Annotated in this window: 19 protein-coding genes and 1 tRNA gene; 8 read left to right on the top strand and 12 right to left on the bottom strand. The window is 54.3% G+C overall.

All coding sequences use genetic code 11. The features are described from left to right. The first annotated feature begins 72 nt into the window (after positions 1–72). The 3 genes from WFM49_RS10480 to WFM49_RS10470 are packed head-to-tail and all read left to right on the top strand — an operon-like array spanning position 73 to position 5956. A complete protein-coding gene (locus tag WFM49_RS10480; RefSeq protein WP_336973114.1) occupies positions 73–1293 on the top strand; it encodes an efflux RND transporter periplasmic adaptor subunit in 1221 nt (406 codons plus the stop codon). Continuing rightward, positions 1290–4466, top strand: coding sequence for an efflux RND transporter permease subunit (locus tag WFM49_RS10475; protein WP_336973112.1), 3177 nt, complete (start codon positions 1290–1292; stop codon positions 4464–4466). The genes WFM49_RS10480 and WFM49_RS10475 overlap by 4 nt, the downstream gene beginning before the upstream one ends. 14 nt (positions 4467–4480) lie before the next feature. Next, entirely contained in the window at positions 4481–5956 is a 1476-nt protein-coding gene (locus tag WFM49_RS10470; RefSeq protein WP_336973110.1) for an efflux transporter outer membrane subunit, read from the top strand. A 109-nt stretch (positions 5957–6065) separates the two neighbouring features. Here the strand turns inward: WFM49_RS10470 and WFM49_RS10465 are convergent, their stop codons facing one another. Beyond that, a complete protein-coding gene (locus WFM49_RS10465) occupies positions 6066–6596 on the bottom strand; it encodes a MarR family winged helix-turn-helix transcriptional regulator (protein ID WP_336973108.1) in 531 nt (176 codons plus the stop codon). Between the two features lie 102 nt (positions 6597–6698). Here WFM49_RS10465 and WFM49_RS10460 point away from each other — a divergent pair, with 102 nt between their 5' ends. Further along, a complete protein-coding gene (locus tag WFM49_RS10460) occupies positions 6699–7676 on the top strand; it encodes a tripartite tricarboxylate transporter substrate-binding protein (protein ID WP_052159363.1) in 978 nt (325 codons plus the stop codon). An 18-nt stretch (positions 7677–7694) separates the two neighbouring features. Continuing rightward, positions 7695–9257, top strand: a complete 1563-nt coding sequence (locus tag WFM49_RS10455; RefSeq protein ID WP_336973105.1) for a sulfatase-like hydrolase/transferase — start codon at positions 7695–7697, stop codon at positions 9255–9257. A gap of 50 nt (positions 9258–9307) precedes the next feature. Here WFM49_RS10455 and WFM49_RS10450 read toward each other — a convergent pair whose 3' ends face one another. The 3 genes from WFM49_RS10450 to chrA all read right to left on the bottom strand — a co-directional run bounded on the left by WFM49_RS10450 (position 9308) and on the right by chrA (position 11722). Next, the gene (locus WFM49_RS10450; protein WP_035271398.1) at positions 9308–9592 is read right to left on the bottom strand and encodes a hypothetical protein; all 285 of its coding nucleotides are present in this window, start codon (positions 9590–9592) and stop codon (positions 9308–9310) included. A 131-nt stretch (positions 9593–9723) separates the two neighbouring features. Then, the gene (locus tag WFM49_RS10445) at positions 9724–10245 is read right to left on the bottom strand and encodes a ferritin-like domain-containing protein (RefSeq protein WP_009463738.1); all 522 of its coding nucleotides are present in this window, start codon (positions 10243–10245) and stop codon (positions 9724–9726) included. A 196-nt stretch (positions 10246–10441) separates the two neighbouring features. Next, positions 10442–11722: a chromate efflux transporter gene (gene chrA, locus WFM49_RS10440; protein ID WP_336973102.1), complete on the bottom strand. Its 1281-nt coding sequence runs from the start codon at positions 11720–11722 to the stop codon at positions 10442–10444. A 469-nt stretch (positions 11723–12191) separates the two neighbouring features. Here chrA and WFM49_RS10435 point away from each other — a divergent pair, with 469 nt between their 5' ends. Then, complete coding sequence (locus WFM49_RS10435) at positions 12192–14378, top strand: DNA/RNA helicase domain-containing protein (protein ID WP_336973100.1); 2187 nt, start codon at positions 12192–12194, stop codon at positions 14376–14378. Positions 14379–14524: 146 nt separating this feature from the next. Here the strand turns inward: WFM49_RS10435 and WFM49_RS10430 are convergent, their stop codons facing one another. From WFM49_RS10430 to WFM49_RS10395, 8 genes are all read right to left on the bottom strand, one after another. Then, entirely contained in the window at positions 14525–15571 is a 1047-nt protein-coding gene (locus WFM49_RS10430; RefSeq protein ID WP_442893032.1) for a porin, read from the bottom strand. Between the two features lie 985 nt (positions 15572–16556). Further along, the gene (locus WFM49_RS10425; RefSeq protein WP_336973098.1) at positions 16557–16976 is read right to left on the bottom strand and encodes a hypothetical protein; all 420 of its coding nucleotides are present in this window, start codon (positions 16974–16976) and stop codon (positions 16557–16559) included. Next, positions 16973–17644, bottom strand: coding sequence for an HNH endonuclease signature motif containing protein (locus tag WFM49_RS10420; RefSeq protein WP_336973096.1), 672 nt, complete (start codon positions 17642–17644; stop codon positions 16973–16975). Before WFM49_RS10420 ends, WFM49_RS10425 begins: the two co-directional genes overlap by 4 nt. Before the next feature lie 165 nt (positions 17645–17809). Further along, positions 17810–19561: an ATP-binding protein gene (locus WFM49_RS10415; RefSeq protein WP_336973094.1), complete on the bottom strand. Its 1752-nt coding sequence runs from the start codon at positions 19559–19561 to the stop codon at positions 17810–17812. Next, positions 19558–20601, bottom strand: a complete 1044-nt coding sequence (locus tag WFM49_RS10410; protein ID WP_336973091.1) for an SIR2 family protein — start codon at positions 20599–20601, stop codon at positions 19558–19560. Before WFM49_RS10410 ends, WFM49_RS10415 begins: the two co-directional genes overlap by 4 nt. Positions 20602–20750: 149 nt before the next feature. Next, positions 20751–21131, bottom strand: coding sequence for an antitoxin VbhA family protein (locus WFM49_RS18650; RefSeq protein WP_442893031.1), 381 nt, complete (start codon positions 21129–21131; stop codon positions 20751–20753). 680 nt (positions 21132–21811) lie between these two features. Next, positions 21812–21896 (bottom strand) — tRNA-Leu (locus WFM49_RS10400). 314 nt (positions 21897–22210) lie between these two features. Further along, positions 22211–23275, bottom strand: a complete 1065-nt coding sequence (locus WFM49_RS10395) for an AI-2E family transporter (protein ID WP_021447032.1) — start codon at positions 23273–23275, stop codon at positions 22211–22213. A gap of 550 nt (positions 23276–23825) precedes the next feature. Here WFM49_RS10395 and WFM49_RS10390 point away from each other — a divergent pair. Continuing rightward, positions 23826–24206: a cupin domain-containing protein gene (locus tag WFM49_RS10390; RefSeq protein WP_026484142.1), complete on the top strand. Its 381-nt coding sequence runs from the start codon at positions 23826–23828 to the stop codon at positions 24204–24206. A gap of 61 nt (positions 24207–24267) precedes the next feature. Continuing rightward, a complete protein-coding gene (locus WFM49_RS10385; RefSeq protein WP_083054261.1) occupies positions 24268–25266 on the top strand; it encodes a Bug family tripartite tricarboxylate transporter substrate binding protein in 999 nt (332 codons plus the stop codon). Positions 25267–25273: the final 7 nt, after the last annotated feature.

Here is a 25273-nt window from a genome sequence, read left to right as displayed (position 1 = left end):
TAGCCTTGGCTAACAACTTTGCACAGACGCTTCGGAAGGGCCGAAGCCCTGCTGCAAGAAAGGGATACAGCCATGCGTCGAACATTCAAATTTGCTTTAGCGGCAAGCGCCATCGCCGCCATCGGAACCGCCTACGCTGCCCGCGATGGTTCCGATCATAAAGACAAGGCAGCAGAACCGCCACCAGAAGCCGCCAGTACGCCCGCAGGCCCCAGCGTGCCTGTTGCTCAAGTTCTGGAGCGCAGCATTCTTCCCTCTACGGATTTCACCGGATTTCTTGCCGCCCCTCAATCGGTAGAACTACGTTCGCGCGTAAGCGGCGCGGTCGAAGCGGTCAGCGTCCCGGAAGGCAGTCTGGTACGTAAAGGGGAGGCTTTATTTCATATAGACCCGCGCCCCTTTCAAGTGGCTCTGGATACAGCCACAGCGCAATTACGTCAGTCCGAGGTTCTGGCCAAACAAGCGCAAGACGATCTGAACCGGGTACAGAAACTGGTCGAGACCGGCGCCGTTTCCCGCAAGCAATACGATGATGCACTGGCCATACGCAACGCCCAGCAAGCTCAGGTCCAGGTTGCCAAAGCAGCGGTCGCCGCCGCGCAGCTGGACCTGTCCTACACCCATATCCGCTCGCCCATCTCGGGTCGGGTAGACCGGGTCCTGGTCACGGCAGGCAATCTGGTCAATGGCGGCGCCACTGATCAGGCCAGCCTGTTGACCACCATCGTCTCCACAGACCCTTTGTATGCGTACTTCGACATAGACGAAGCCACCTACCTGAAAGCCATCCGCCAGACCCGCCCCGAAAAGGATGACAACACCTCCGGGCTACCCGTTTCCGTTGGACTGGCAACAGATCAGAGCTTCCCATATCAGGGGACACTGGACTTTGTGGGAAACCAGATTGATCGCAGCACCGGAACCGTACGGGCGCGCGCAGTCATTCCCAATCCCGACGGCATGCTGGCCCCCGGTTTGTTTGCACGCGTCAGACTGGCTACAGGGGCAGAACAGGCCGCTATCTTGATTGACGATCAGGCCTTGGGCACTGATCAAGGGAAAAGATATGTACTGGTTGTAGACCAGAACAATCAAGCCCAATACCGCGTGGTCGAACCTGGACCGATGGTCGATGGTTTACGTGTCATTAAAAGCGGTCTGCAAGCCGGTGAAAAAGTCATCATCAAAGGCTTGGTACGCCCCGGCATGAGCATCACTGCCCGCCTCGTTCCCATGCAGGCGAGCAGTGAAACAGCAAGCGCTGCGGTCCACCCCGCGGAGGCCCAGCCATGAAGTTCCCTCACTTTTTCATCGCCCGGCCCATCTTTGCCATCGTGCTGTCCTTGCTGATGCTGATCGCCGGTGCCATGGCCTTCTGGCAACTGCCGCTAAGCGAATATCCGGCAGTCACGCCCCCTACCGTGCAGGTAACGGCCAAGTATCCAGGTGCCAATCCAGAAGTCATTGCCGACACGGTGGCCGCGCCGCTGGAACAAGCTATCAACGGCGTGGAGAACATGCTGTACATGAACTCCCAAATGGCGACCGACGGCCAGATGGTCTTGACCATCGCCTTCAAGCAGGGAACGGATGCCGACATGGCACAGATCCAAGTGCAGAACCGGGTTTCTCGCGCCCTGCCTCGTCTGCCCGAGGAGGTTCAACGCATCGGCGTTGTCACCCAGAAAACCTCGCCAGATGTGCTGATGGTGGTTCATCTGGTCTCCCCGGAAAAACGCTACGACTCGCTGTATCTGTCCAACTTTGCCATCCGGCAGGTACGAGACGAACTGGCCCGCCTTCCTGGGGTGGGTGATGTGCTGGTTTGGGGAGCCGGTGAATACTCCATGCGCATCTGGCTGGACCCGTCCAGCGTGGCAACACGTGGGCTGACAGCCAGCGACATCGTGGCGGCCTTGCGCGAACAGAACGTGCAGGTCGCTGCCGGTTCGGTGGGGCAACAGCCCAATACGGACTCGGCCTTTCAAGTCACCGTCAATACCGTGGGGCGCCTGTCCACGGAAGAACAGTTTGGTGAGATTGTGGTCAAGACGGGCGAGGACGGACAAGTGACCCGTCTGCGCGATGTAGCCCGAGTCTCTTTGGGGGCCGATGGCTACACACTGCGCAGTTTGCTTAATGGCGAATCCGCCCCTGCCCTGCAAATCATTCAAAGCCCAGGTGCCAATGCCATTGATGTCTCCAATGCGGTACGCGCCAAGATGCAGGAACTGCAAGGCGGTTTTCCGCAAGACATTGAATACCGCATCGCCTATGACCCGACAGTGTTCGTTCGGGCCTCCTTGCAATCCGTGGCCATCACCTTGCTGGAAGCCGTCTTGCTGGTGGTGATTGTGGTTGTCCTGTTTCTGCAAACCTGGCGTGCTTCCATCATCCCGCTGGTCGCCGTGCCAGTGTCCCTGGTGGGCACCTTCGCCTTGATGCATATATTTGGTTTCTCCCTGAACACGCTTTCGCTGTTCGGGCTGGTCTTGTCCATCGGCATCGTGGTTGACGATGCCATTGTGGTGGTAGAGAACGTGGAACGGCACATGGCGCTGGGCGAGTCGCCCAAGCAAGCGGCCTTCAAAGCCATGGATGAAGTAACCGGCCCGATTATTGCCATCACATCCGTTTTGGCAGCGGTCTTTATCCCCTCCGCGTTTCTATCCGGACTGCAAGGCGAGTTTTATCGACAGTTCGCCCTGACGATCGTGATTTCCACCATTTTGTCGGCCATCAACTCCTTGACCCTGTCGCCCGCGCTGGCCGCCATCCTGCTAAAACCCCATCACAGCAAGACACGTCCAGACTGGCTGACACGGCTGATCGATACCCTGTTTGGCGGATTCTTCCGCCTCTTTAACCGCTTCTTTGACCGCGCTGCCGGCTCTTACGTAGGGACAGTGCGCCGTGCAGTCCGTGGCAGTGCGATTGTTCTGGTGTTGTATGTCGGCTTTGTGGGTCTGACCTGGCTGGGTTTTCACCAAGTACCCAACGGCTTTGTGCCCGCTCAGGACAAGTACTTTCTGGTGGGCATCGCTCAGCTTCCTAGCGGAGCCTCACTGGACCGCACCGAAACGGTGGTCAAGCAGATGTCGAACATTGCCCTGTCCGAGCCGGGCGTGGAAAGTGTGGTCGCGTTTCCAGGCCTGTCCGTCAACGGGCCGGTCAATGTTCCCAATTCCGCTCTGATGTTTGCCATGCTCAAGCCTTTTGACGAGCGTCAGGACCCCTCGCTTTCTGCCAACGCCATCGCCGGCAAGCTGATGGGCAAGTTCAGCCAGATCCCTGACGGATTTTTGGGGATTTTCCCACCGCCACCTGTCCCCGGACTAGGCGCCATGGGTGGCTTCAAACTGCAAATTGAAGACAGAGATGGTTTGGGCTTCGAAGCTCTGGTGCAGGCACAAGGGCAAATCATGGCCAAAGCCATGCAGGCCCCGGAGCTGGCCAATATGCTGGCCAGTTTCCAAACGAATGCGCCCCAGCTGGATGTGGAGATTAATCGGGTCAAAGCCAAGACCCTGGGCGTCTCCATGACAGACGTATTCGAGACCTTGCAGATCAACCTGGGATCGCTGTATGTCAACGACTTCAACCGCTTCGGGCGCACTTACCGCGTCATGGCACAGGCTGACGCGCCATTTCGCGCCCAGGCTCAGGACATCGGTCTGCTGAAAGTACGCAGTAATAAAGGCGACATGATTCCCTTGAACGCCTTTATCACCCTGACCGAAGGCTCCGGCCCCGACCGGGTGATCCGTTACAACGGCTTTCCTTCCGCCGACATCAGTGGCGGCCCAGCCCCTGGCTACTCGTCGGGACAGGCCACAGACGCTATCGAAAAAATCCTTAGGGAAACCTTGCCCGAAGGCATGGTCTACGAATGGACAGACCTGGTCTATCAGGAAAAGCAGGCCGGCAACTCCGCCCTGTACATATTCCCTCTGGCCGTCCTGCTGGCCTTCCTGATTCTGGCCGCGCAATACAACAGCTGGTCCCTGCCCTTTGCCGTCTTGCTGATCGCCCCCATGGCCCTGCTCTCGGCCATAGGTGGTGTCTGGCTATCCGGTGGCGACAACAACATCTTCACGCAGATTGGTTTTGTAGTACTGGTCGGGCTGGCCGCCAAAAACGCCATTCTGATTGTGGAGTTTGCCCGCACGCAGGAAGAGGCGGGAGCTGACCCATTGACGGCCGTCCTGGAGGCCGCCCGGCTACGGCTGCGCCCCATCTTGATGACCTCTCTAGCCTTTATCGCTGGCGTGGTTCCCCTGATGCTGGCCAGTGGAGCAGGTGCAGAAATGCGCCACGCCATGGGGGTGGCCGTGTTCGCCGGCATGTTGGGCGTCACCCTGTTCGGCCTGCTACTGACCCCTGTGTTCTACGTGCTGGTGCGCAAACTGGCACTGCGTCGCCAACAGCGCCGGGGCCCTGACCGCAACGACCAGCAACACGCATGAAGCCAAGGACAAGCATGAACATGATTTTCCCCTACCTGCCCCGCGTTCGACGCCTCAGCCCCCTTGCCCTGGCATTGATACTGACAGGCTGTACGCTGGCTCCCAAGTACGAGCGGCCGGCAGCCCCTATCGAGGCCACGTATCCCGCTTCCCCCCTTATGACCGAAGAGGCTAGCTCTGCTGCAGTCATCGCTGCAGAAATAGGCTGGCGCGACTTCTTCCGCGACCCGCTACTACAGCAACTGATAGAAATTTCACTGGCAAACAACCGCGACTTTCGTACAGCGGCCTTAAATGTCGAAGCGGCACAGGCGCTGTATCGCATTCAACGCGCCAAACTGCTACCAGAGCTGGAGGCGGCCGCCAGCGGTGCCTCCGAGCGACTTCCCGCCGACCTAAATCCAACTGGCACCAGCCAGCTTAATCGTCGCTACGAGGTGGGCGGTGTCAGCACAGCCTGGGAGCTGGATCTATGGGGCCGCATCCGCAGTCTGAACGAACAGGCACTGGCCCACTATCTGGCCCTGGATGAAACTCGCGTAGCGGCCCAAACCAGCCTGATCACCGAGCTGGCCAATACCTATCTGACGTTGCGGGCCGACCAGGAGCTGCTACGCCTGAGCAGCGACACGCTGGCAACGCAACAGCGCTCCTACGAATTAAGTCGCCAGTTAAAGGAACTGGGCCATGCCACCCAACTGGACCTGCGCCGCGCGGAAGTCGCCCTGCGACAGGCAGAATCCAGCTATGCCGCCTATAGCCGCCAGGCAGCCCTGGATCGCAACGCTCTGGTCCTGCTGTTGGGACAAGCACTCAGCGCTGATCTATCCAGACAGCTGGATGAGGCGGTTACGCTGCCCGATCAGATCCTTGTGGCGGATCTACCTGGCGGCCTGCCCTCCGACCTGCTGGTACGCCGACCCGACATTCGGGCTGCCGAGCAAACCCTTCGAGGCGCCAACGCCCATATTGGCGCAGCACGAGCTGCTTTTCTTCCTACCATCAGCCTGACTGGGTCCATCGGAACCGCCAGCGCTTCACTGGAAGGTCTGTTCGACTCGGGTACACGGGCCTGGAGCTTTTTTCCCAGCATTAATCTGCCCATTTTCAAGGGGGGTGCCCTGCTGGCAAATCTGGATGTCGCCCATGTGCGCAAACGGATAGAAATCGCCCAGTATGAAAAAACCATTCAGGTCGCTTTCCGGGAAGTGGCGGACGGGCTGGCAAGCAAAAGCCTGCTGGACCAGCAGATCCAATCCGAGAAGCTGGCGGTCACGGCCAGCCTTGAGGCTCAAACCCTGGCCGAGCAACGCTTTCAGGAAGGTATGGACGACTACTTGAGCGTTCTGGATGCACATCGCAGCCTGTACAGCAGCCAGCAAACACTGGTCAGAACGCGCCTGGCACGACTGAGCAATCTGATTGACCTGTACAAGGCTTTGGGGGGTGGGTGGAAGGAGTACACAAACTCGGCGGATCACAACACTTGAACCTCGCTTTTGTGCCCGAGGCAGGACAGCATGTGCATGGCGTGCATGGATGGACCTCCCGCTCTGGCCCTGACACTGCTCTAGCAGTGCCAGGGCAGCACGGTTGATCTTAACGATTCCGACGGGCCCGCTCCTGCACGACGTTACTTTCCAGCATCAATGCCGCCCGGCTAGTAACCCGATCCAGCATGCTGCTCAGGGCCGACAGTTCTGCTGCACTCAAATCCTGAAAGATCTCCTCGTTCAAGGACGCAACAACCGGCATAACCTCCTCATAACGCTGCATCCCCAATTCCGTCACCGAGACATGCACAATGCGCGAGTCTTTGGTATCGCGCGTCCGCTTTAGCAAACCTTTCTCGCACAAAGTACTGACCGCTCGTGAGCAACGAGCGGTATCCAATGCTGCCGCCTCGGCCAAAGCCGTGCCTGTCAAAGCAGGATGCATGTTGGCAATCGCCAAAATGCGCCATTCACGGCGAGTGATATTGAAACGCCCCTCGCATAAGCGAATAAAAATCGGATTACTGGCAGACCAGGCTCGATACAGCTGGAACATCATCATGGCCGGCAGCGTAAGGGGCGCCGCACTGCCTGCAGTGCTTGCCAAGGCAGGGGAAGGCTTGGGGGAGCTGACCATGGGATGACCTTTAACCTTGAAGATACTTGATTAGAACAACTATCAGCCCCCTTGGTAAGCTGCGGTAAAAACTGATGGAAATCAAAAAAAAGGAGACAAATCATGGCCCTGAACCGCCTTCGCGCCACGGTAACAAGCTGTCTGCTGTCAGGACTGCTGTTCACTGGTTTATCCCACGCAGCAAGCCCCGTTGAAACCCTGACTGTCGTTGTGCCCTATGCGCCCGGAGGCGCGTCTGACCGGGCCGCACGCATTGTGTCGGACGGCCTGCACAAGAAACTGGGTATTCCCATTGTGGTCGAGAACAAAACCGGCGCCGGGGGGCGGATTGCCGCCCAGTATGTCAAAAGTACGGCGGCAGACAAAAATGTGCTGATCCTGGCCAACCCCGCCGTCATGGTCGTCGCCCCCCTGGTTTTCAATGACATCCCCTACAAACCCGACACCGACTTTCAGGCCGTTTCCATGGTGACTGAATACGGTTTTGGGGTAGCGGTGTCGGCAGACAGCGACATTCAAACCATGGACCAACTGATTGCCTGGGCTAAAGAGCATCCCGGTGCCTTCAATATTGGCGTCCCGGCCACCGGCAGCCTGCCGCACTTTTTCGGCCTGATGCTATCCCAGCAAATTGGCTCCAAGGGCGAGATCATCGGCTATCGCGGTTCGGCCCCAGTCATTACAGACTTGATCGGCGGCGTATTGCCCTTGGCTATCGATACGCTGGATGTACTGACGTCTCAGCACCAGGGCAAGCGCATCCGCATTCTGGCCACCTCGGGCAGCGAACGAGAGACCACCCTGCCAGATGTACCTACCTTGAAACAGTCCGGTGTGGACCTGGAAGCCTCAGGCTGGAACGCCTTCTTTGCCCCGGCCTCCATGCCAGCCGATAAAGTCGCCTTCCTGGGCACGGCCATTAAAGAAGTCACCAGCGACCCGGCCCTGCAAGAAACACTGCTGAAAAATGAATTAATTCCCGTATCTGCCGATGCAGAAGAAACCCGCGTCCGCATTGAACAATTCCGCCAGCAATGGGCTCCGGTCATTCAGGCCTCCGGCTTCAAAGTCACGCAATAAACCAGCAACACAGACAACATGACACAACGCAAGAACGTCCTGTTCATCATGGCCGATCAGCTGCGGGCTGATCACCTGGCCTGCTACGGCCACCCTCATATTCGTACCCCCCATCTGGATGCTTTGGCCGCCAAGGGGGTGCGCTTTGATCGCGCTTTCGTCAATTCCGGCGTCTGCGGCCCGTCCCGCATGAGCTACTACACAGGCCGCTACCCATCGACGCACGGAGCCACCTGGAATCGCGTGCCCTTGTCGGTAGGCGAAGTCACCATGGGCGAGTATTTGCGCGCCGGTGGACACAAACTGGTGCTGGCGGGCAAAACCCACATCATGGTCGACCACAAAGGGCTGGAACGGCTGGCACTGGACGGTGGCAGCGAACTGGCCCGCCTGCTTAAAACAGGGGGGTTTGAAGAGATAGACCGTTACGACGGCCACCACGAACCGGGAGAAGAAAGCGGCTACCCGGCTTACCTGCGACGTCATGGTTATGAATCCGACGACCCATGGACAGACTTTGTCATCTCTGCGCACGGGCCCGATGGGCAGCCAGTCAGTGGCTGGCACATGCGCAATGCTTGCTACCCGTCCCTGGTAGAGGAAAAGCACTCGGAAACGGCCTATATGACGGACCAGGCCCTGTCCTTCATGGAGCGCATGGGGGATGAACCTTGGGTGATGCACCTGAGCTACGTCAAACCACACTGGCCCTATATCGCTCCTGCGCCCTACCACGATATGTACAGCGCCGAGCAATGCCTGCCCGTAGTGCGCAATGAGGCCGAATTAAGCAATGCGCATCCGGTCGTAGAGGCCTACCGCCAGCAAGAGGAATGCGTCAGTTTCGCCAGCGAAACCTGCATCAACACGGTCAGACCCGCCTACCAGGGCCTTATTACCCAATTGGACGACCACCTGGGCCGCTTGTTCGACTTCATGTCCCGCAATGGCCTGATGGACAACACCCTGATCATCTTCACGGCCGACCATGGGGATTTCCTGGGCGATCATTGGCTGGGCGAGAAAGAGTTGTTCTACGACACCGTGCAGCGTGTACCTTTCATCGTCTACGACCCGTCACCGGAGGCGAATGCTACGCGGGGAACAGTCGATAACAGAATGGTCGAAGCCGTGGATGTGCTGCCCACCATGCTCTCGTGGCTGGGCCTGCCGCTGGCCTCCCACAGACTTGAGGGACGAGACTTGCTGCCCCTGCTACATGGCACCCAGCCCCCTTGGCGCGACTGCGTGTTTTCCGAACTGGATTACAGCTATCGCCTGGCACGCGTGATACGCGATAAATCACCATCCAATGCCAGAGCCTGGTCCCTGCGCAGTGACCGCTGGCGCTATGTGTATTGGCTGGACGAGCCTGAGCAGCTCTATGACCTGCATGCCGATCCTGAGCAGTTCAACGACCTGGGCCAAACTCCAGACCACGAAGACGTACGGGTTGAATGTCGGGAGCGCTTGCTGCAGTGGTTCACAAGCCTGAAACGCCGAACGACCGTGACGGACGAAGAAGTAGAGCGCGGTACCAATGCGTATAAAAAAGCAGGGGTATTTTTCGGGCAGTGGTAAGCACAGGAGCAGAAAGGGCAAGCGTGTAGCATCAAGCGCTTGCCCCTTTCCTAGTCCGGGTTCTTCGGACCGCGGCGCTTGGGCAAGATGGCGGGCGTATCGTCATGTGGCTTGAACAAATACGGACTCTTATCGGGTTCCGGGTTCGGAGAACCATCAAACTGCGTGGCTTTATGGTCTACCGGCCGCCTTCGCTCCTTGTCTTTGCCGCGTTCATTTACTTCCTTCAGGTCTTCCTGCACCCGCCCGGCAATATCCACTTGGGATTCGCTGCTGGGCTCCGGTGCTTTGGCTTGATTCGAGCCTTCGGTGTTGCCTTTGCGTGTGGGACTCATGCGGACTCTCCAAAGATCAGGTTTCACAAACAGGCTCCAGCAAACAGTGTGCCTGGTAGCCTTCATGGCTGCCCCAAAGCTGAAAACCTGCCAAGCAAGGCCGTCAATCAACAGCCTTGGACGGATGTGGACTAAGGCTTGGCCTGACTGTGACCTTCATTGGCACGAGCCAGAAAAATCCGTATCAACTCCGGTGAGTGCTCTTCCAGCCAACGAGCCATCGCACGCTCTTGCTCCAGGATTTGATGGCACACCATCGCCGTCTCCGTATCGCCCACAAAATCAGCGGCCTCCTTGAGCTGGCTGTAAGCCGCAATTTCCAGGTTTTCGAAGGCAAAGCTGAACATCGTGCCTTTCACCACCTCATCAGAGGCAAAGATCCCGGAAAAGCCCTGAAACGCTGCCATAACTTTCCCGCCCAGGTCTTTGAGCAAGGACGTATCCCCACCGCGCCGCTCTATGCATTCGCGCACCAGCCCCTGCTGTGTCTGAGTTTCCTTGATATGTTGCTGAATGCGCTGATGCAACTCCGGGTAGTTCTCCACCCGCGAGAGCATGCTGTTCAGCATCGTCTCAGCCTGTTCTTCCATTGCATGCGCGTCTCGAAGCCAGTCCATCAAGTGTTTGTCCGCGCGTGATTTATTGGTATCCATGACATTCTCCTGTCGGTTTACCTTGCCGCAACTGCGACAAGCAACTGATACCCAGCATATGGCGTTCCCAAGGTGCCAGCGCCCCGCGCACACCTTGAAAAACACCAAACAGCTACCTGCTTTCTCTTGAATCAGCTCCCACACATTCCGGACCGAAAAAATGAAGCCAGGCAATCACGCACGGCAAGCAAAACACTTAAATAATCGACATTAGAAAGGCGCCCAGCCCCGCCAAAAGCACAACCAACGCCGGCGGCACACGCCCCACCGTCAACAAGCCAAACAAGAGCAAGGCCAAGCCAAAATCCGCCTTGTCATGAATGGCACTGGTCCATACCGGGTCATACAGCGCGGCCCCCAGGATGCCGACCACCCCTGCATTAATCCCTGCCATCGCCGTGCGCACGCCAGCCCGATGTCGCAGCCCTTCCCAAAAAGGCAGGACGCCAATCAGAATCAAGAACGCCGGGATAAAAATCAGTGCCAACAGCGCCATGCCCCCCAGCCAGCCTTGCAAGGGCCATTGAGCCATCGCCCCGATATAAGCCGCGAAGGTAAACAGTGGGCCCGGCAGTGCTTGCGCTGCTCCATAACCCACCATCAAGTCCGCATTGCTGACCATTCCTGTCGGTACGACAGAGGCCTGCAAGAGCGGCAACACAACATGCCCCCCACCAAAGACCAGTGCCCCGGATCGGTACACCCCCTCAAGTAACTGAACAATCGATGAGCCTGTTGCCGCAGCCCACACAGGCAAAGCAAGCAAGAGCCCGACAAAAGCCACTAGGGCAGCCATCCCTACCCTGCGAGACACCGGAAACGAATGAGCCTGAGCCACTCCTGCTTGAGCAAAGTCCAATTTCCTCCATGCGATCAAACCTGTCACCGCAATGGCCAGAACCTGCCCAAAGGCCGAGGGCAAGGCCAGACTTAACAAAGCAGCCACCATCGCCAATGCAGCACGAGATCGATCAGGACATAAGGACCGGGCCATTCCCAACACCGCCTGGGCCACAATTGCTACCGCCACAATCTTGAGCCCATGTACCCACGCAGACTCTGCAATCCCCTGCTGTCCCGCCAATCCCATGGCAAACAAAATCAATGCAATGGCCGATGGCAAGGTAAAGCCGGTCCAGGCTGCCAGCAAACCCATCCACCCGGCACGCCCCAGCCCCAGCGCCATCCCGACCTGGCTGCTGGCCGGGCCCGGCAAGAACTGACACAGGGCAAGCAGATCGGAGTAGCTGCGATCATCCAGCCAGCGACGGCGCTCTACGAACTCGGTACGGAAATAACCCAGGTGCGCGATCGGGCCGCCAAACGAAGTCAGCCCGAGTTTCAGGAAGGCCCAGAAGACCTCCAGCGGGCTGCCTGGCCTATCCGACGCCTGCCTCTGCACTTCTGCCGGTACTGATGTGGGTGTCTGTGTCTGTGTCTGTGTCTGTGTCTGCACAGGTTCGTTCGAATTATTCATTGCTGCCTGTTCCCCCCCTTGATCAACATCCGGCACACGTCATCTGCACCACCTGTTTTTACTGCTGATTAGTTTTCTGCTTACCGCCGATAGACAAGCTACAGACACCTTAGCCTGGCAACATATGATTATTGTGATGTAGAAAGTCAGGAATTTACCCACGGCGATTTAACTCGACCCACCCAACCCCGCCTCCCGGCACTCGCCCAGATAGCTTACAAACGTGGAAATCCGCGCCTACAAAGCCGTATTGCGGTAATACACCTCATTGATAGGCTGACTCATATCCAGCGCACGCTTGGGAAACAACTGCCCCAGCATCCACCACAGCAATAAATGCCCCTGCCTGAGTCAAGACAAACAGATACCAAGGCTTCTTCCACCCAATAGGCTATGATTTACAAGCCATGCCAAACGGACAATAACTGAGCAAAACCTACCAAAAAATAGAGATCATTACTCCAGAGCCATGAGTCAGCCACATCTTGTAGAAATAAACCAATATTCGTTTTCACCGGCGGCTTTGGCGGACATAAGAAATAACGCTTATGCGGTCGGTAACTGGCCTTTGGTTTATATCCTCAGTGACGGAGCCAAACGCCGAGCCTATGTAGGTGAAACAAGCAGTGCGCTGACCCGTTTGAATACGCATCTGCAGCATGAGCATAAGAAAATGCTCACTACCGCCCATTTGATCAGCAGCTCACGCTTTAACAAGTCCGCTACGCTAGACATTGAATCGGCGTTGATCAAATACATGGCAGCCGATGGTTGCTTCGAATTGCTCAATGGCAATTTGGGCCTGTCCGATCACAACTATTACCAAAGAGATGAGGTCTACACGCAGATCTTTCGTGAGACGTGGGACAAACTCCGTGGCCAAGGCATAGCCAGGCATTCGTTAGAGTCGATTGATAACTCCGACGTTTTTAAATATTCCCCATACAAAGCGCTATCTTTCGACCAGCGTCAAAGCCTGGTGGAAATGATGCGTGCTCTGCTCAATGACAATCTGCGCCATCTAGTCGTTCAAGGCGGGGCTGGCACCGGAAAGTCGGTTCTCGCTATTTTCCTGTTCAAGCTGATCCATACCGATGAAGCGGAACTGAATCTTCAGGAGTTTTCCGAAGAGGAAAACGAGCTACGTGAACTACTCTGCCAGCTAAAACAACGTTTCCCTACCCCCCGAATGGCCTTGGTAGTGCCTATGGCTTCATTCCGCGCCACCTTGAAACGGGCATTCAAGAACGTGGCTGGCCTGCGCCCTGACATGGTGATCGGTCCGTCACAACTGGCTCGGGAGACTTACGATATCGTACTGGTGGACGAGTCCCATCGACTCCGCAAACGAGTCAACCTGGGTTCCTACTACGGAATATTCGACAAGGTCTGCAGCGACTTGGGTTTGGATAAAGATAGCTGCAGCGAAGTGGATTGGGTGACCCAACAGGCTAAAAAGGCCATTTTTTTCTACGACCCCGATCAGTCCATCAAACCATCGGACGCCAACGCGGCAGACTTTCAAAAGATCAAGCAATCACCTGACGCTAGAGTAATGACACTGACTTCTCAGTTTCGCGTCCAAGCAGGCCAGGACTATGTCGACTTCATAGACAAGCTTTTGAATGTCCACCTTGCAAAGCAAGAGCAATACCGCTCCAAAAAATATGACTTTCTACTCTTTGAAAACATCGCAGATCTGGTTCAAGTTATTGAGCAGAAAAACCAGACTTACGGCTTGGCCCGCCTGGTAGCCGGATATGCCTGGCCATGGCATTCGAAAAAAGACTCCACGCTTTATGACATTGAAATAGACAATGTAAAACTGCGTTGGAATCGAACCAATACGGACTGGATTAACACGACGGGGGCAGAAGATGAGGTTGGTTGTATTCACACCACCCAAGGATACGACCTGAACTACACCGGCATCATTTTCGGAACAGAGATTGGCTACGACGCCGACACGAATCAGATCACGATCAACGAAAAAAACTATCTGGATCGAAACGGCAAGCAAACCATAAAAAGCACAGAAGAACTGAAGCAGTACATCCTCAACATCTACAAAACCATCATGCTTCGGGGCATCAGGGGCACTTACGTCTATGCCTGCGACCCGGCGCTGCGGGCCTATCTCAAGCAACATATCCCCAGCTACCAGGCTCCCCCAGCCCAAGAGCTCTTGCCTGCACCAACGTTGGTGCCCTGGGTCAATGCCGTTCCCTTCTATGACCTCCAAGCCGCCGCTGGCAGCTTCAGTGAATTGCAACACGTAGAAAACAAAGAATGGGTTGGCCTGCCCAAAGAGATGGAGGCGAAGCAAGATATGTTCGCCTGCCGGGTCGTAGGCGAATCCATGAACAAGATCATCCCGAGTGGCTCGCTCTGCCTTTTCCGCCAGGATCCCGGTGGAAGCCGAAATGGCAAAATTGTTCTGGTAGAGTGCTTGTCTGCTCAGGATAGCGACGATGGCTCAAGATTCACCGTCAAAGAATATGAAAGCATCAAAACCCAGACGGCAGAGGGCTGGGAGCATAAGAAGATCTTATTAAAGCCCCGCTCTACCCAACTTACGTTTGAAGCGATTGAACTCAATGAAGACGCCGAATATCGCTATCGGGTAGTGGGCGAGTTTATAAGGGTTTTGAGCTGAACAATGCCTGTGTTTTGCCGAACACAGGCATTGCGCTACGCAAGCTCAGGAAGAGGAAAGATAACCGAAGGGAAGATTAAGCAAAAAAAAGCAGACGACACGTCTACGGGCATGTCGTCTGCTTGCCTTCTACTGCAGTGAACCGTTTAGAAGCGTGTGCGTATACCCACACCAAACGTATCGCCACGCGACAAACCAGTCAGTTTGTCGCTGTAATACGCAGCATAGACATCCGTGCGCTTGGAAAGCTCGTAGTCGTAACCCAAGGCCCAGCTGTTGCGCTTGACGTCACTGGCCCCACTACTACGCGTGTGACCATACGAAGCCAGCACCTTGCCGCCGCCCATGGGGACAGACACACCAAACTGCCCGCCCTTCATCGTGATGTCACCACTAGTAATGGTGTTCTTCACGTACTGAAACTGAGCAAATACCTTGGCAAAATCAAAGTCATAAGCCATGCCTAACTGGCTCGCCCGCTGATGACGAAAGCCCACAATAATGTTTTCCAGATCATCCGCCTGATTGTCGAACTTGATCTGCTGATAGGCCAATGTCGCAGAGAAAGCACCATTGAAATACAGCGCATTGCCACCCCATTTATTGGAGCCAGACTTGTTAGGCTCGTTACTGAACCCGTAAATCAAGTTTGCCGTCAGGCCATTGAAGTCTGGCGTGGTGTACTTGACCGCATTGCTCCAGCCCGAATCGCCCAGCACGCCTTGGCCTTCCATCCCCAGATACGTGTGGAACACCGATGGGGAGAACGTGTAGGAATCGCCAAACGGGTTAAACAAGATGGTGGAGACGAAATAAGGCGTAGTCAGCCGCCCCAGCGTCAAAGTGCCTGCATCATCACTTTGCAAACCCACATAAGCACTACGAGAAAACATGGGATCGCCATTGAACCGCCCCGCCTGAGCTGTCTCTGGCCGGAAGAACCCTTCCATGGCAAACACGGCGCGAACACCGTTGGACAACTCCTCCTGGCCTTTCAAGCCCCAGTAAGAGGTTGTCATCCCTCCCCCGCCTACCGTCCCTTCCCGCTTGTTGCCTCCTACAGGCTTATGTATACCTGCCCAGGCATCAACCAGACCGTACAGCTGCACATTGGATTGAGCGTGGGCAGTTGACCCTATTCCCAGCAAAGCGGCCAGCAGCCCGCCTGCCAATATCGGCATCTTTAGAACCATTGTGTCTCCGTTATCGTTTTCAGTATTGTGGTGATCCCCCTTCCCTTTTTCTAAGGGGGAGCCCTGACTGGGTGTCATCCACTTCGGCAGTACAAACAGGCAAAGCGAACAACCCCAATTTTTCTAGGGGCTTTTAATTTTTACTGTCACTTACAAGTGGTTTGGGAAGATGCGGGTGATAACGGTTATTCCAGCTTGTACGCTTGTTGTCCTTGGGGACGGCTTGGGTTTTTCTTCTGTGGCGTCGTGTGCTTAGGCAAGCGGCAGTTCTTAAGTGAAGGCTTGCAGAGAGAGCGAAGGCCACTGAATAAGCACAGTCGTAGAGACGGTGAATGCGATGAACACTAAGTCGCTAGCGTGGCTAAGCTTGAATAAAGTTTTATAAAGATTCCCAGATGCGGGATTTGTATTGCGAAATTTTCTAGTTGCTTAAGCAGGAAAAAGATTGTTGATGTTGCCGGGGCTGGAATCGAACCGGCACGCCTTGCGGCGGGGGATTTTGAGTCGGTGATTTACAGTGTTTCTACAGGGAAATGGGGCGAATTCTAGCGTAGGTTGAAACAGGCAAAACCAGTTTCAAATCAGTAGGTTAGCGTATTTTACCTGAATTGGTGAAAACTGGTCACTGTACCTGTACTGTACCTGTACTTCACTGAAAAAAATCAGTGTGAAGCGAGTAACAATTACGCTGCTCACTGGCTCCGACTTAAGCTGTCTTGAAGCTGCTGGAAGAGATTTCTAGCTCTCATTAGTCCACAAAGGGACAAGCTCTTTCATACACATGAGAGGCCTTGACTCGAACTCAGGCTCCGTGAGTACCGTCAAGTGTATTGGAGCGCCATACATTCTCGTTGCGCTCACAAGCACCTCCCGCAAAGCATAGTAAGTTTCTATCATGGAACCGTTTTTTTTGCCGAGTACGGCGAGTATGTCAATATCTTGAAATTCTTCTCCGCGAAACGCGGATCCGAAACCATAGACAGAACTAAGCCTGCTCTCGACTAAAGTAATAGTTTGGATTGCCTTTCTGGTCTCGTTGATGATATCCCCAATATTCGCTGGCCCAAAGAGCGCCCGACATTTCATTTGTGACATAAAGTCCTATACGCTCAGAAAGACAAAATTCCTTTGCTTGCTCCGTGTAACCGCACCACCTGCCACCAATATAAATAATTGATGGCTTTCCGAATTCATGGATAACACGATGTACTGCGGTAAGCCCCATCGCGTACTCGTTGAGACATATTATGGAAAGATGATCTTGCTGTTGACGTCGATCTAATTCGAACACGATATCGTGATGTCGGCTGAGGTTGAGAAAGTTTCCGTGGCTTCGAATAAGTCGCTCGAGCCATGAAATCTGGGCAAAGCTCACATTCCAAGTATTGCTTCCGTTCTGGCTCATGGTTGCATCGCTTTCTCAAACTCTTGGGGGAAGAGTGGGTAATTGTCTAACCTAGTGTATTGGTGTTGCTCAAAGGCCTTAGCGTGATTTTTAAATAAGAAAAATAGATATATTTCTGTTTTGCTGAGTAGCCTAAAGTTTGCGCCGATTGTATTGACGATTTCAATATTATTGGGGACGATCGTATCAAGTTTTCGCAACGTCCAAATTTCATGCATGTTTGATCCGGGATCTGTTTTTGCCACTGATGATTGCGGCCCTATAGTGGTCCACAGCGCATGGTTTTCAGCAAGTAGGAATGATATGTGTTTCTTTAATTCTTCAGAGCTCTGAAAAATTTTTGCCATGCCATTGGAACGAATGCTAGCCTCATGAGATCTTTTCCATAAATGAAGCGTTTCCGTCGAGTAGGTTCCCGACGGAGCTTTGTCGATCTTACGATGACACGTTGGGCACAGAAGAATTAGGTTTTCATACTCATCACTTCCTCCGCCGGCCACTCCTCGTGGGCCAGTAGGGCTACTGGCAATAACATGAGCCATCTCGCCAACGTTGAAGCCACGAATACCCTCGAGCAGGACGGTCAGATCTTCCCGACAGCCAGGATTTGAGCAAATTCCGGCTGCACGGCCCCAGAGCAGCTTCACCGTGTTGTCACTAATTGCCATGGTTAAGCGACTCCATATGCTTCAAGTGCCGGATGGATTTCTACATTAGATATCCATATGGCTGCCCGAGTAATGAATAACTTAGATATCAGTGAGTTCTTAATCTTCCACAATAGCATGTGGCTTTCATTTGGCGAGGAGGATAAATTTTGCGACCCAAACAATTTATTTTCTCGTTTGGCTACGTAGTGACTCTACAGCCTTAGTCAGGGCTGCAACATTTGGAGCTTGTGTTCCCCAATCCTTCCAAAAATCTCGGGTTGCACTATCAGGAACTATGGTGGGCAAGTCCAGTTTGATACGAGAGGGTAGTAGAACCGCGTCGCCTAGCATCAAGGCTTCGCCTGTATCCAGTAAAGGGAGCACGCTGGTCAAGCCGGCTAAGGAATCGGGCATCAAGCGCTTAATTACTCCCTGGTCTGCATCGTTGGTTAATCTCAAAGACAAAAAGTTGTTGCATTGACTTAATATTGTTCTACTGACGTCTGACGGGCGCTGACTAACGACTAACAATGAAAATCCGTACTTCCGGCCTTCTTTGGCAATACGCTCGAAAGCCCCCAAGGCTTGACGCTGAACAGCATCAGCATCGTCACGTACCGGAAGGTAGAGGTGAGCCTCATCGCAAAGCAATGTGACCGGCGTGCGATCACTTCCGGCCATCCAGAACTGCACGTCATAGAGTAGTCGAGCAAGAGTTCCTGTGACTACCGGTAAGACATCTGATGGCACCTCTGAGAAGTCGATTATTTTTATTCCCTTTCCTTCATTCGAACCAAGCAATTTTGCAATCTGTACGGCGAGCCAATCGTAGGCGATTGCAGGGGGTGGCGGGGAGAACATAAATCCATACCGTCGATCCTCCAATTTTGCTTCCATGCGAGAGATAAATCTCGTCAGTTTGTCTTCCCATTCACCTTTAACAGGTCCGTTTTTGCCGACGCCCTTGGTGGTATTGTCTATGTTTAAGAGATCCAGTAGATCCTTTATCTCGTACGGAACTGGAGAGTCAACAGTAAAGGTTTGCGCTACGTCATCTTTGCCTTCTGCTTTGAGCGTTCGCTCTTTTAAAGTGCGTACATGAGACGTGAATCTAGAAGCTTGATTGGGAGCATTTTGATCGCTACGGTCGAGAATCATTGACAGCATCTCATCTCGATTCAACAGCCAGTAGGGAAGGAACAATGCGTCGTCGGCTGGCTGAGCCAAGTCCCCGGGGCCTGCGATGCGCAGTCTGCTGGCAAAGCCGCCCTTGCTCTCATCCGACAGCGGTGCATACTCTCCGTGCATATCAAACACAAGGATATTAGGGTACTTGAGCTGGGCTGCCCGCTCGAGAATTAATGCCACTGCATAACTTTTTCCCGAACCAGTACTTCCCAGAATCGCGGCATGTCTTTGGAAAAACTTATCGCCACTGGCAATAGCCTCTGCGGTTCTATCAGCAACAAAAGCTCCCAGCCTTAGTCTTTCGTTCGGCGGGTAGTCGGCGCCAAGTATGCCCATGAATCGTTGAAGATTTGCACCTTCTATGACATAACACTCGCGATCAATCTGTGGAAAACTATCAGCGCCGCGTTTAAACGTATTTTTCTTTTCCCCATCTACGGTGCGAAAAGTCCCAATCAATGCGCCTCTTACCGCATCGGTAGGCACAGCGGTTAGTGGTAAGTCCTCGCCATCCGCAGGCAATTGGTCAGGTAGCGCATCGCTTAGGATGCGTGTGACCCGTTCTGTAATTGCAATTAGGAATTCGCGCTCGGTACTACCCTTAATTGCGATTAGGTTACCTATACCTATTCTGGTCAATAACACTGAGTTAGATACATCGACGGCGACTTGGCTTGTATCGACCGAAGACACTCGGCCAAGCAACTCAGCTTCGGAGAATTGTAGTGCTGCGGGTGTGGCTGTCATGGTTCAAGTACCTCCGTAACAAAGGAATTAACATCCCATATTGCAATATTTGGGAAGAAAAACTCTTGCTGTTCAATTACGGCGTTCGTGCCGGTGACCCCAGATTTCTGGGCGTGCTCAAGAGCAATAACGCTCGGGAATTTGAATGCAAAATCTCTTGCCACGGCAGATAACGAATGCGTCAGCATCAATGTTGGTTTGCCAGCCCTGATGCTGGGCGACAAATGCGTTTCTAAATGGTCGTCGTTAAATCCGTACCCCAAGACTAAGAATCGACTTGCTCGGTCAATTGCTTCGTTTGCCTTGGACCGATGGTGATCAAAAGGGCTTTCGTAGCCGTTACGAAACTTATTGTGTCCTGGCGTTATTATTAGGCGGCTGACTCCAGTTAATTCTCCGGCATAGAATACTGGACGCCCATTTCTTGCGTACCAGTCAAGACTTCCGTGAGGTTTGCAAACGATAGCTCTGTGTCTGAACTGTAAAGAGGCCGCTCTCCGGGGTTTCATAGTGATTCCCCGACAGAAGCTCATCCGGCTTTCATTTTCGTTTAGCTGGCCGGCGAAGCGTCCGGTAAACATCGTATCAGCCCCAAGATCCGCCTCTTCTGCGGCGATTTCTACTAACCGGTCATAATTTGTAGTGACAATCGTTAGTCCAGAGGGCGGCTTAACGAGGTGCGAAAGTAGTCGAGTAAGTCGCAGTGTCCGCTTTCCAGAAAATACCTCAGATATAACCGATCGTTCACGCTCAGATATTAGCTCTGCCGTAGCAGAGGAAATGGCTGTTTCGAGGGCAGGTGTTGGAGGCATCGCTAAGAGCGCCGCCTCCAAGCCTTTGCTCAAAATTAATCGCCCTATCTCTTTCCACGCAGTCGAATCATCTTCTTCTAAATTAGAACCAATATTGGTGAGCAAGTAATTTGCTAGTTCCCCCATCCCCGGAAGGCCCTCAGCGCAGGAGAGGCCGGAACCAACCACCGTAACCATTCCATCGCTGAGGTGCTCTTGAAGGCGTAACTTGACGCTATGAAGCTCCATCCGGTCCTCTCGTCCTTGAAGGTCTTATTTAAACTAGCTAAAGATCGTGTTGACGCCCACGTGACAGTTTTTAAATGATTGTGTAATACAGAACCCGGCGAAAGCCTATCCTGCACTAGCTTCAGTCACCTATATTTTCTTCGTCATGACTAAGCTTTTGGGCTTGCCAAGGCACTACGCGGTTGCACAAATTCTTCGAGGTCTATGTCCCCGTCGATGAACCGTTGAGCATGTTCTTCATCTGCTGCACTGAGCGAGAATCCCTCCAAACCCACTGATGCGCGTGCATAGTTGACGGCCGCTACACGCCGGTCGCGCTCGGCACCGGATATTGTTTTAGTTTGTTCCGTTTCGTGCGAACCCATCTCAGCCATGGTTGTCTCCCGTGCTTTAGGTAACGCTATTTTACAAGGTGTGGGATTTTTTTGGCGCTTTGTCGAGAAAACAGGCAAAAAGGTTTCACGCAGAAATTGTCTTGCTTTTGTGGCTATCAATAGGTTTTCCCGATTGACGGCGATATTGGCTGCCATCCGTGATGGACACTTCCCAAAGAGGCTTTGCCTCTCTGGACTCTCCACCCTCGCCGGCGGGACCTCGGGGGCAGGGGTTACGGGCCAATGGCCCTGAACTCCTACCCCTGGGCGCAGCGTATGAGCACTCCTGCTGTGTCAAAGGGCCGTGTCCTCGCCCGTAGGGCTGCGGGCCGCACCAACCCCTTGCCCCGTCATCCGCGCTGTCTATGGCGCAGTTCGGCATGCATGTAGTGATTCTGGCTGGAGGAGGTGTCAAGGGCGGTACCGGAGGCCGCGCAGCCAGGAGTAAGGCGTAGGGAACGGGTGAGGATGCCGGGCGCAGCCTCCATCCTTGACGCATCTGGAGGCCATGCAGCCAGTCCGGCAAGAACGGACGCGGGATGCAACCGAAGAGGTTGCCCAATCGAAACGCTGAGAGACGTATGAGATAAACGAGAAATGGCCCTGCCGATGGCGAGGCCGATACAAACGCCACCGTGCGCGTCGCTTATCGTTGATTGAACCGCCGGTAGCCGTCCCCCAGTTCTTCTCCATGCTCTGCATGACGTGCAGCCGAACGCATTGCGCTGCGTCAATGTACCGAAACTGTACCTAAGCGAACTTTTAAGAAAATCCCCCAGTACTGGGGCTATGACTTTAATCGCGCTAAGTGCTTGTAAACACTAGGGATTTTTGAGTGGTGCCCGGGGCCGGAATCGAACCGGCACGCCTTGCGGCGGGGGATTTTGAGTCCCCTGCGTCTACCAATTTCACCACCCGGGCTAGGTATGGCAACCTGGGAATCCAGGCTTGGAAGGAAAGATTGTTATTATACGCAGATTCCTGAGGGTTTTGGCAAGTGCCACAGCAATTTTTTTAAATTTAGCCTGGCACTGAAAACATTCCCACCTAAAATCCGTCGGAAGCCCCGTTTTCCGCCTGCTTTGTCACAACTGCTTAAGCATTAACGGACGGTTCTAGGCAGGCAGGAACCCACACCACTTTTGGCCATACTCAAACCTGGATTCCAAATAAAAAAAACAGGCCAGGTACACCGTCCTGGCCTGCTCAATTTTTTGGTTCTGAGTATGGAGCCCCTAGTCCCCTGCCACAGCCTGCCCGTTACGAATCCACTCTCTCCAGATCGCGACCAACAAAGCCATCAGGACCGGGCCGATAAACAAGCCCACGATGCCCATTGTTTGCACACCGCCAACCAAACCAAAGAACGTAGGCAGGAACGGCAGTTTCACCGGGCCACCCACCAGGCGTGGTCGCAGTGTTTTATCGACGATGAACAGTTCGATAGCGCCCCACAAGAACAGGCTCACGCCAGCCACCAGGTGACCAGAGCCTATTAAATACAAGGACACCATTGTGAATGACAGGGGAGCACCGCCGGGGATCAACGCCATAAAGCCGGTGATCACACCCAAGAGTACAGGCGATGGAACACCTGCAATCCAATAGGCGATACCGAGAACCACGCCCTCACCCAAGGCGATCAAGCCCATCCCGGTGACAGTGGAGTTAACAGTAGCAGGCACAACACGAGAAAAGCGCTGCCAGCGGCCTGGCAGGATGCGCTCACCAACAATATCCAATTGCACCAACAGCCTGTCGCCATCTTTAAAGATGAAGAACAGCGTGATCAGCATGAACAGCACGGTCAGCAGCAGGTGAAACACGTTGCCGGTAGCGGACAGCACCATGCGATAGATATTGCCCAGATGCTGGCCGCTAACCATCTCGACCAGCTCGCCCAGCGCGTGGGGCTCGCCTAAATAGACTTGCCAGTACTCGGTCAAGCGCTCGCCCATCAGGGGCATGGCTTTGATCCATTCCGGAGTAGGAGTGCCGTAGCGGTTGGCGGCCAGCGCCCAGGTAATGAAGCTGCTGGCTTCCTGGATCGCAAAGGACAAGGCCAGGGACAAGGGCACGACCAGGACCACGATGACGACCAGCAAGGCCAATGTAGCCGCCAGTGCGGTGCGGCCATTGCAGCGTACGACCAGCCGTTTATATAAGGGCCAACCGGCCAGGCCTATGATCAACGCGGCGAGGACAGGGACCAGAAATCCCTTTAAAAAGTAGACGCCTGCGGCCAGCAAGAGCAGCAATAGCCAGCGAGCGATTAGAAATGCGGGTAAGACGGGTTGCATAAACGGTGGAGACCCTCTTGTCTATTGGTCTGGGCATGGGTCGGTGCCCGAAAGTTTTTTGACGATAGCATGATCACAGCCCGAGGAATACCCGTTTCTTACAAGAAGCTGAGCGAGGCGTTTGATACGGCAAACCCGCTTTAAGCAAACCCGATCTTTCTGATCAAACCAGAATTGATATGGCACTGACCTATTCAGCGTTGGAGCTAAGCCAAGGCCCGAAGGCTCAACTACATGATCTGCATCGCCTACCAAGTATCCTCCTCGTCCAACTAAAGGACTAGGGAAAAGTTACTTCCAACGCCTTACGGCCAAGTTTGTATGTCCACGGCAACTCTCAGGCCTCTCTTGCTGCTCAGCTCAACACGCTAGAGCCCTCCCTTCCCTCCCTCTCCCAGTCCTTCCACTTTGCGGGCCTGACTGCAGTTCAGACACGAGCTACGGCATCTTTTTCTGCTTAAACCCTCCAAATCAATCACCCACAGGTAAACCCCAGTTTTTTTAATTTTTCACATACGTAAAATATTTTTCTCACACAGGAAATTTAGAAATGAAAAAACCATCTTGGATTGTTAGTCCCGAAGACGCCGTTGCGTACTCTCCCGCCAACCACACGGGCACCGTGAATCGTCGCCTGATCAGTCAGGCCAATGTCGGTGCCAAGCATGTGGAGGTGCTTTTGGGTGTGATTGAAAAGAACCAGGGCGCCCTTCCCCATGCGCATCCTGGAATCGAGCAGGTCTGTTATCTGCTCAGCGGTACTGCCGATGTAGAAGTCGACGGTGAGCGCGGTCAGATGAAAGCAGGCGAGTGCTGCTATCTCCCCCCAGACAAAAAGCACGTTTTCACCGTCACCAGCGATGAACCTGCCCAACTGCTGGTGATTTACTCCCCGCCCTACGAAGAGCACCCCGATCGGGTTATCCGCTGATTCGCTTGTGCTTGCTGGTTTGGGCTAACGCGCCCTGCCTTTCCACCCAGAGGAGACCGCTATGAATTTCAAGAAAAATAATCTTTTGCTTTCGCTACGTTCACGCTGCAAGGCCGTATTGGCCTGTAGCGCCGCCATGCTGCTGATGGGTGGCAATGCCTGGGCTCAGTATCCGGAACGAGCCATTACCTTGATCGTGCCTTTTCCGGCTGGATCAGGCACCGATGCCGTAGGTCGGATCTTTGCGGAAGAGATGGGCAAGCGGGTAGGCCAGACCATCATTGTTGAAAACCGCCCTGGTGCCAATGCTTCGATTGCGGCCAACTATGTGAAACGGGCCGCCCCAGATGGCTACACCCTGTTCATCACCACCAATACCTCGCATTCTGCTGCACCGTGGCTGATGAAAAATGTGCCCTATGATCCGATCAAGGATTTCACGCCCATTGCCCGTGGCGGCAACCTGCCCTTTATTCTGGTGACGAATCCCGATCGTCCCTACCAAACCGTTGAGCAGCTGCTGCAATACGCCAAAGCCAACCCTGGTCAGATTACGTACGCCTCTGGCAACAGTACCGGCATCGTGGCAGGCGGCACGTTGGATCTGCAAGCAGGCATGAAAGCGCTGCATGTCCCGTACAAAGGCACCCCTCAAGCACTGACTGACCTGATCGCCGGGCAAGTAGACTTCATGTTTACCGACGTCACCTCCGGGCTGGCTTTTATTAATAGTGGCCGCCTGAAAGCCTTGGCCGTGTCCACCGCCAAACGCAGTGCCTTGCTGCCCGATCTGCCTGCCATGGAAGAAGCAGGCTTGTCTGACTTTGACATCACTTCCTGGAACGGATTTTTCGGCCCGGCGGGGATGGACCCGGAGCGCGTGCAGCTACTCAACCGCACAATCAATGAAATTGTTCAGGACGAAGCCGTGCGCCAGAAGCTGGCCCAGCTAGGTTTTGATGCCTTTAGTGGCCCACCCGAGGAGTTTGCCCAGTTTGTTCAAGAGCAGTATGTACTGTGGGGAAAACTGATTAATGACGCCAATCTCGGCCCTCAGTAATTGGGTG

This window comes from Alcaligenes sp. PF14 (assembly GCF_037150615.1).
Classification (GTDB): Bacteria; Pseudomonadota; Gammaproteobacteria; order Burkholderiales; family Burkholderiaceae_B; genus Alcaligenes; species Alcaligenes phenolicus.
The sequence above is the reverse complement of the archived record's forward strand: the minus strand, read 5'-3'. Positions and strand labels throughout refer to the sequence as shown.

Bases quoted from the DNA above. Each gene is read 5' to 3' on its own strand.
- WFM49_RS10395 (WP_021447032.1), bottom strand. From the start codon at position 23,275: ATGCAACCCGTCTTACCCGCATTTCTAATCGCTCGCTGGCTATTGCTG.
- WFM49_RS10480 (WP_336973114.1), top strand. From the start codon at position 73: ATGCGTCGAACATTCAAATTTGCTTTAGCGGCAAGCGCCATCGCCGCC.
- WFM49_RS10465 (WP_336973108.1), bottom strand. From the start codon at position 6,596: ATGGTCAGCTCCCCCAAGCCTTCCCCTGCCTTGGCAAGCACTGCAGGC.
- WFM49_RS10475 (WP_336973112.1), top strand. From the start codon at position 1,290: ATGAAGTTCCCTCACTTTTTCATCGCCCGGCCCATCTTTGCCATCGTG.
- WFM49_RS10435 (WP_336973100.1), top strand. From the start codon at position 12,192: ATGAGTCAGCCACATCTTGTAGAAATAAACCAATATTCGTTTTCACCG.
- WFM49_RS10450 (WP_035271398.1), bottom strand. From the start codon at position 9,592: ATGAGTCCCACACGCAAAGGCAACACCGAAGGCTCGAATCAAGCCAAA.
- WFM49_RS10445 (WP_009463738.1), bottom strand. From the start codon at position 10,245: ATGGATACCAATAAATCACGCGCGGACAAACACTTGATGGACTGGCTT.
- chrA (WP_336973102.1), bottom strand. From the start codon at position 11,722: ATGAATAATTCGAACGAACCTGTGCAGACACAGACACAGACACAGACA.
- WFM49_RS10455 (WP_336973105.1), top strand. From the start codon at position 7,695: ATGACACAACGCAAGAACGTCCTGTTCATCATGGCCGATCAGCTGCGG.
- WFM49_RS10415 (WP_336973094.1), bottom strand. From the start codon at position 19,561: ATGACAGCCACACCCGCAGCACTACAATTCTCCGAAGCTGAGTTGCTT.
- WFM49_RS18650 (WP_442893031.1), bottom strand. From the start codon at position 21,131: ATGGCAGCCAATATCGCCGTCAATCGGGAAAACCTATTGATAGCCACA.
- WFM49_RS10420 (WP_336973096.1), bottom strand. From the start codon at position 17,644: ATGGCAATTAGTGACAACACGGTGAAGCTGCTCTGGGGCCGTGCAGCC.
- WFM49_RS10390 (WP_026484142.1), top strand. From the start codon at position 23,826: ATGAAAAAACCATCTTGGATTGTTAGTCCCGAAGACGCCGTTGCGTAC.
- WFM49_RS10425 (WP_336973098.1), bottom strand. From the start codon at position 16,976: ATGAGCCAGAACGGAAGCAATACTTGGAATGTGAGCTTTGCCCAGATT.
- WFM49_RS10460 (WP_052159363.1), top strand. From the start codon at position 6,699: ATGGCCCTGAACCGCCTTCGCGCCACGGTAACAAGCTGTCTGCTGTCA.
- WFM49_RS10470 (WP_336973110.1), top strand. From the start codon at position 4,481: ATGAACATGATTTTCCCCTACCTGCCCCGCGTTCGACGCCTCAGCCCC.
- WFM49_RS10430 (WP_442893032.1), bottom strand. From the start codon at position 15,571: ATGGTTCTAAAGATGCCGATATTGGCAGGCGGGCTGCTGGCCGCTTTG.
- WFM49_RS10410 (WP_336973091.1), bottom strand. From the start codon at position 20,601: ATGGAGCTTCATAGCGTCAAGTTACGCCTTCAAGAGCACCTCAGCGAT.
- WFM49_RS10385 (WP_083054261.1), top strand. From the start codon at position 24,268: ATGAATTTCAAGAAAAATAATCTTTTGCTTTCGCTACGTTCACGCTGC.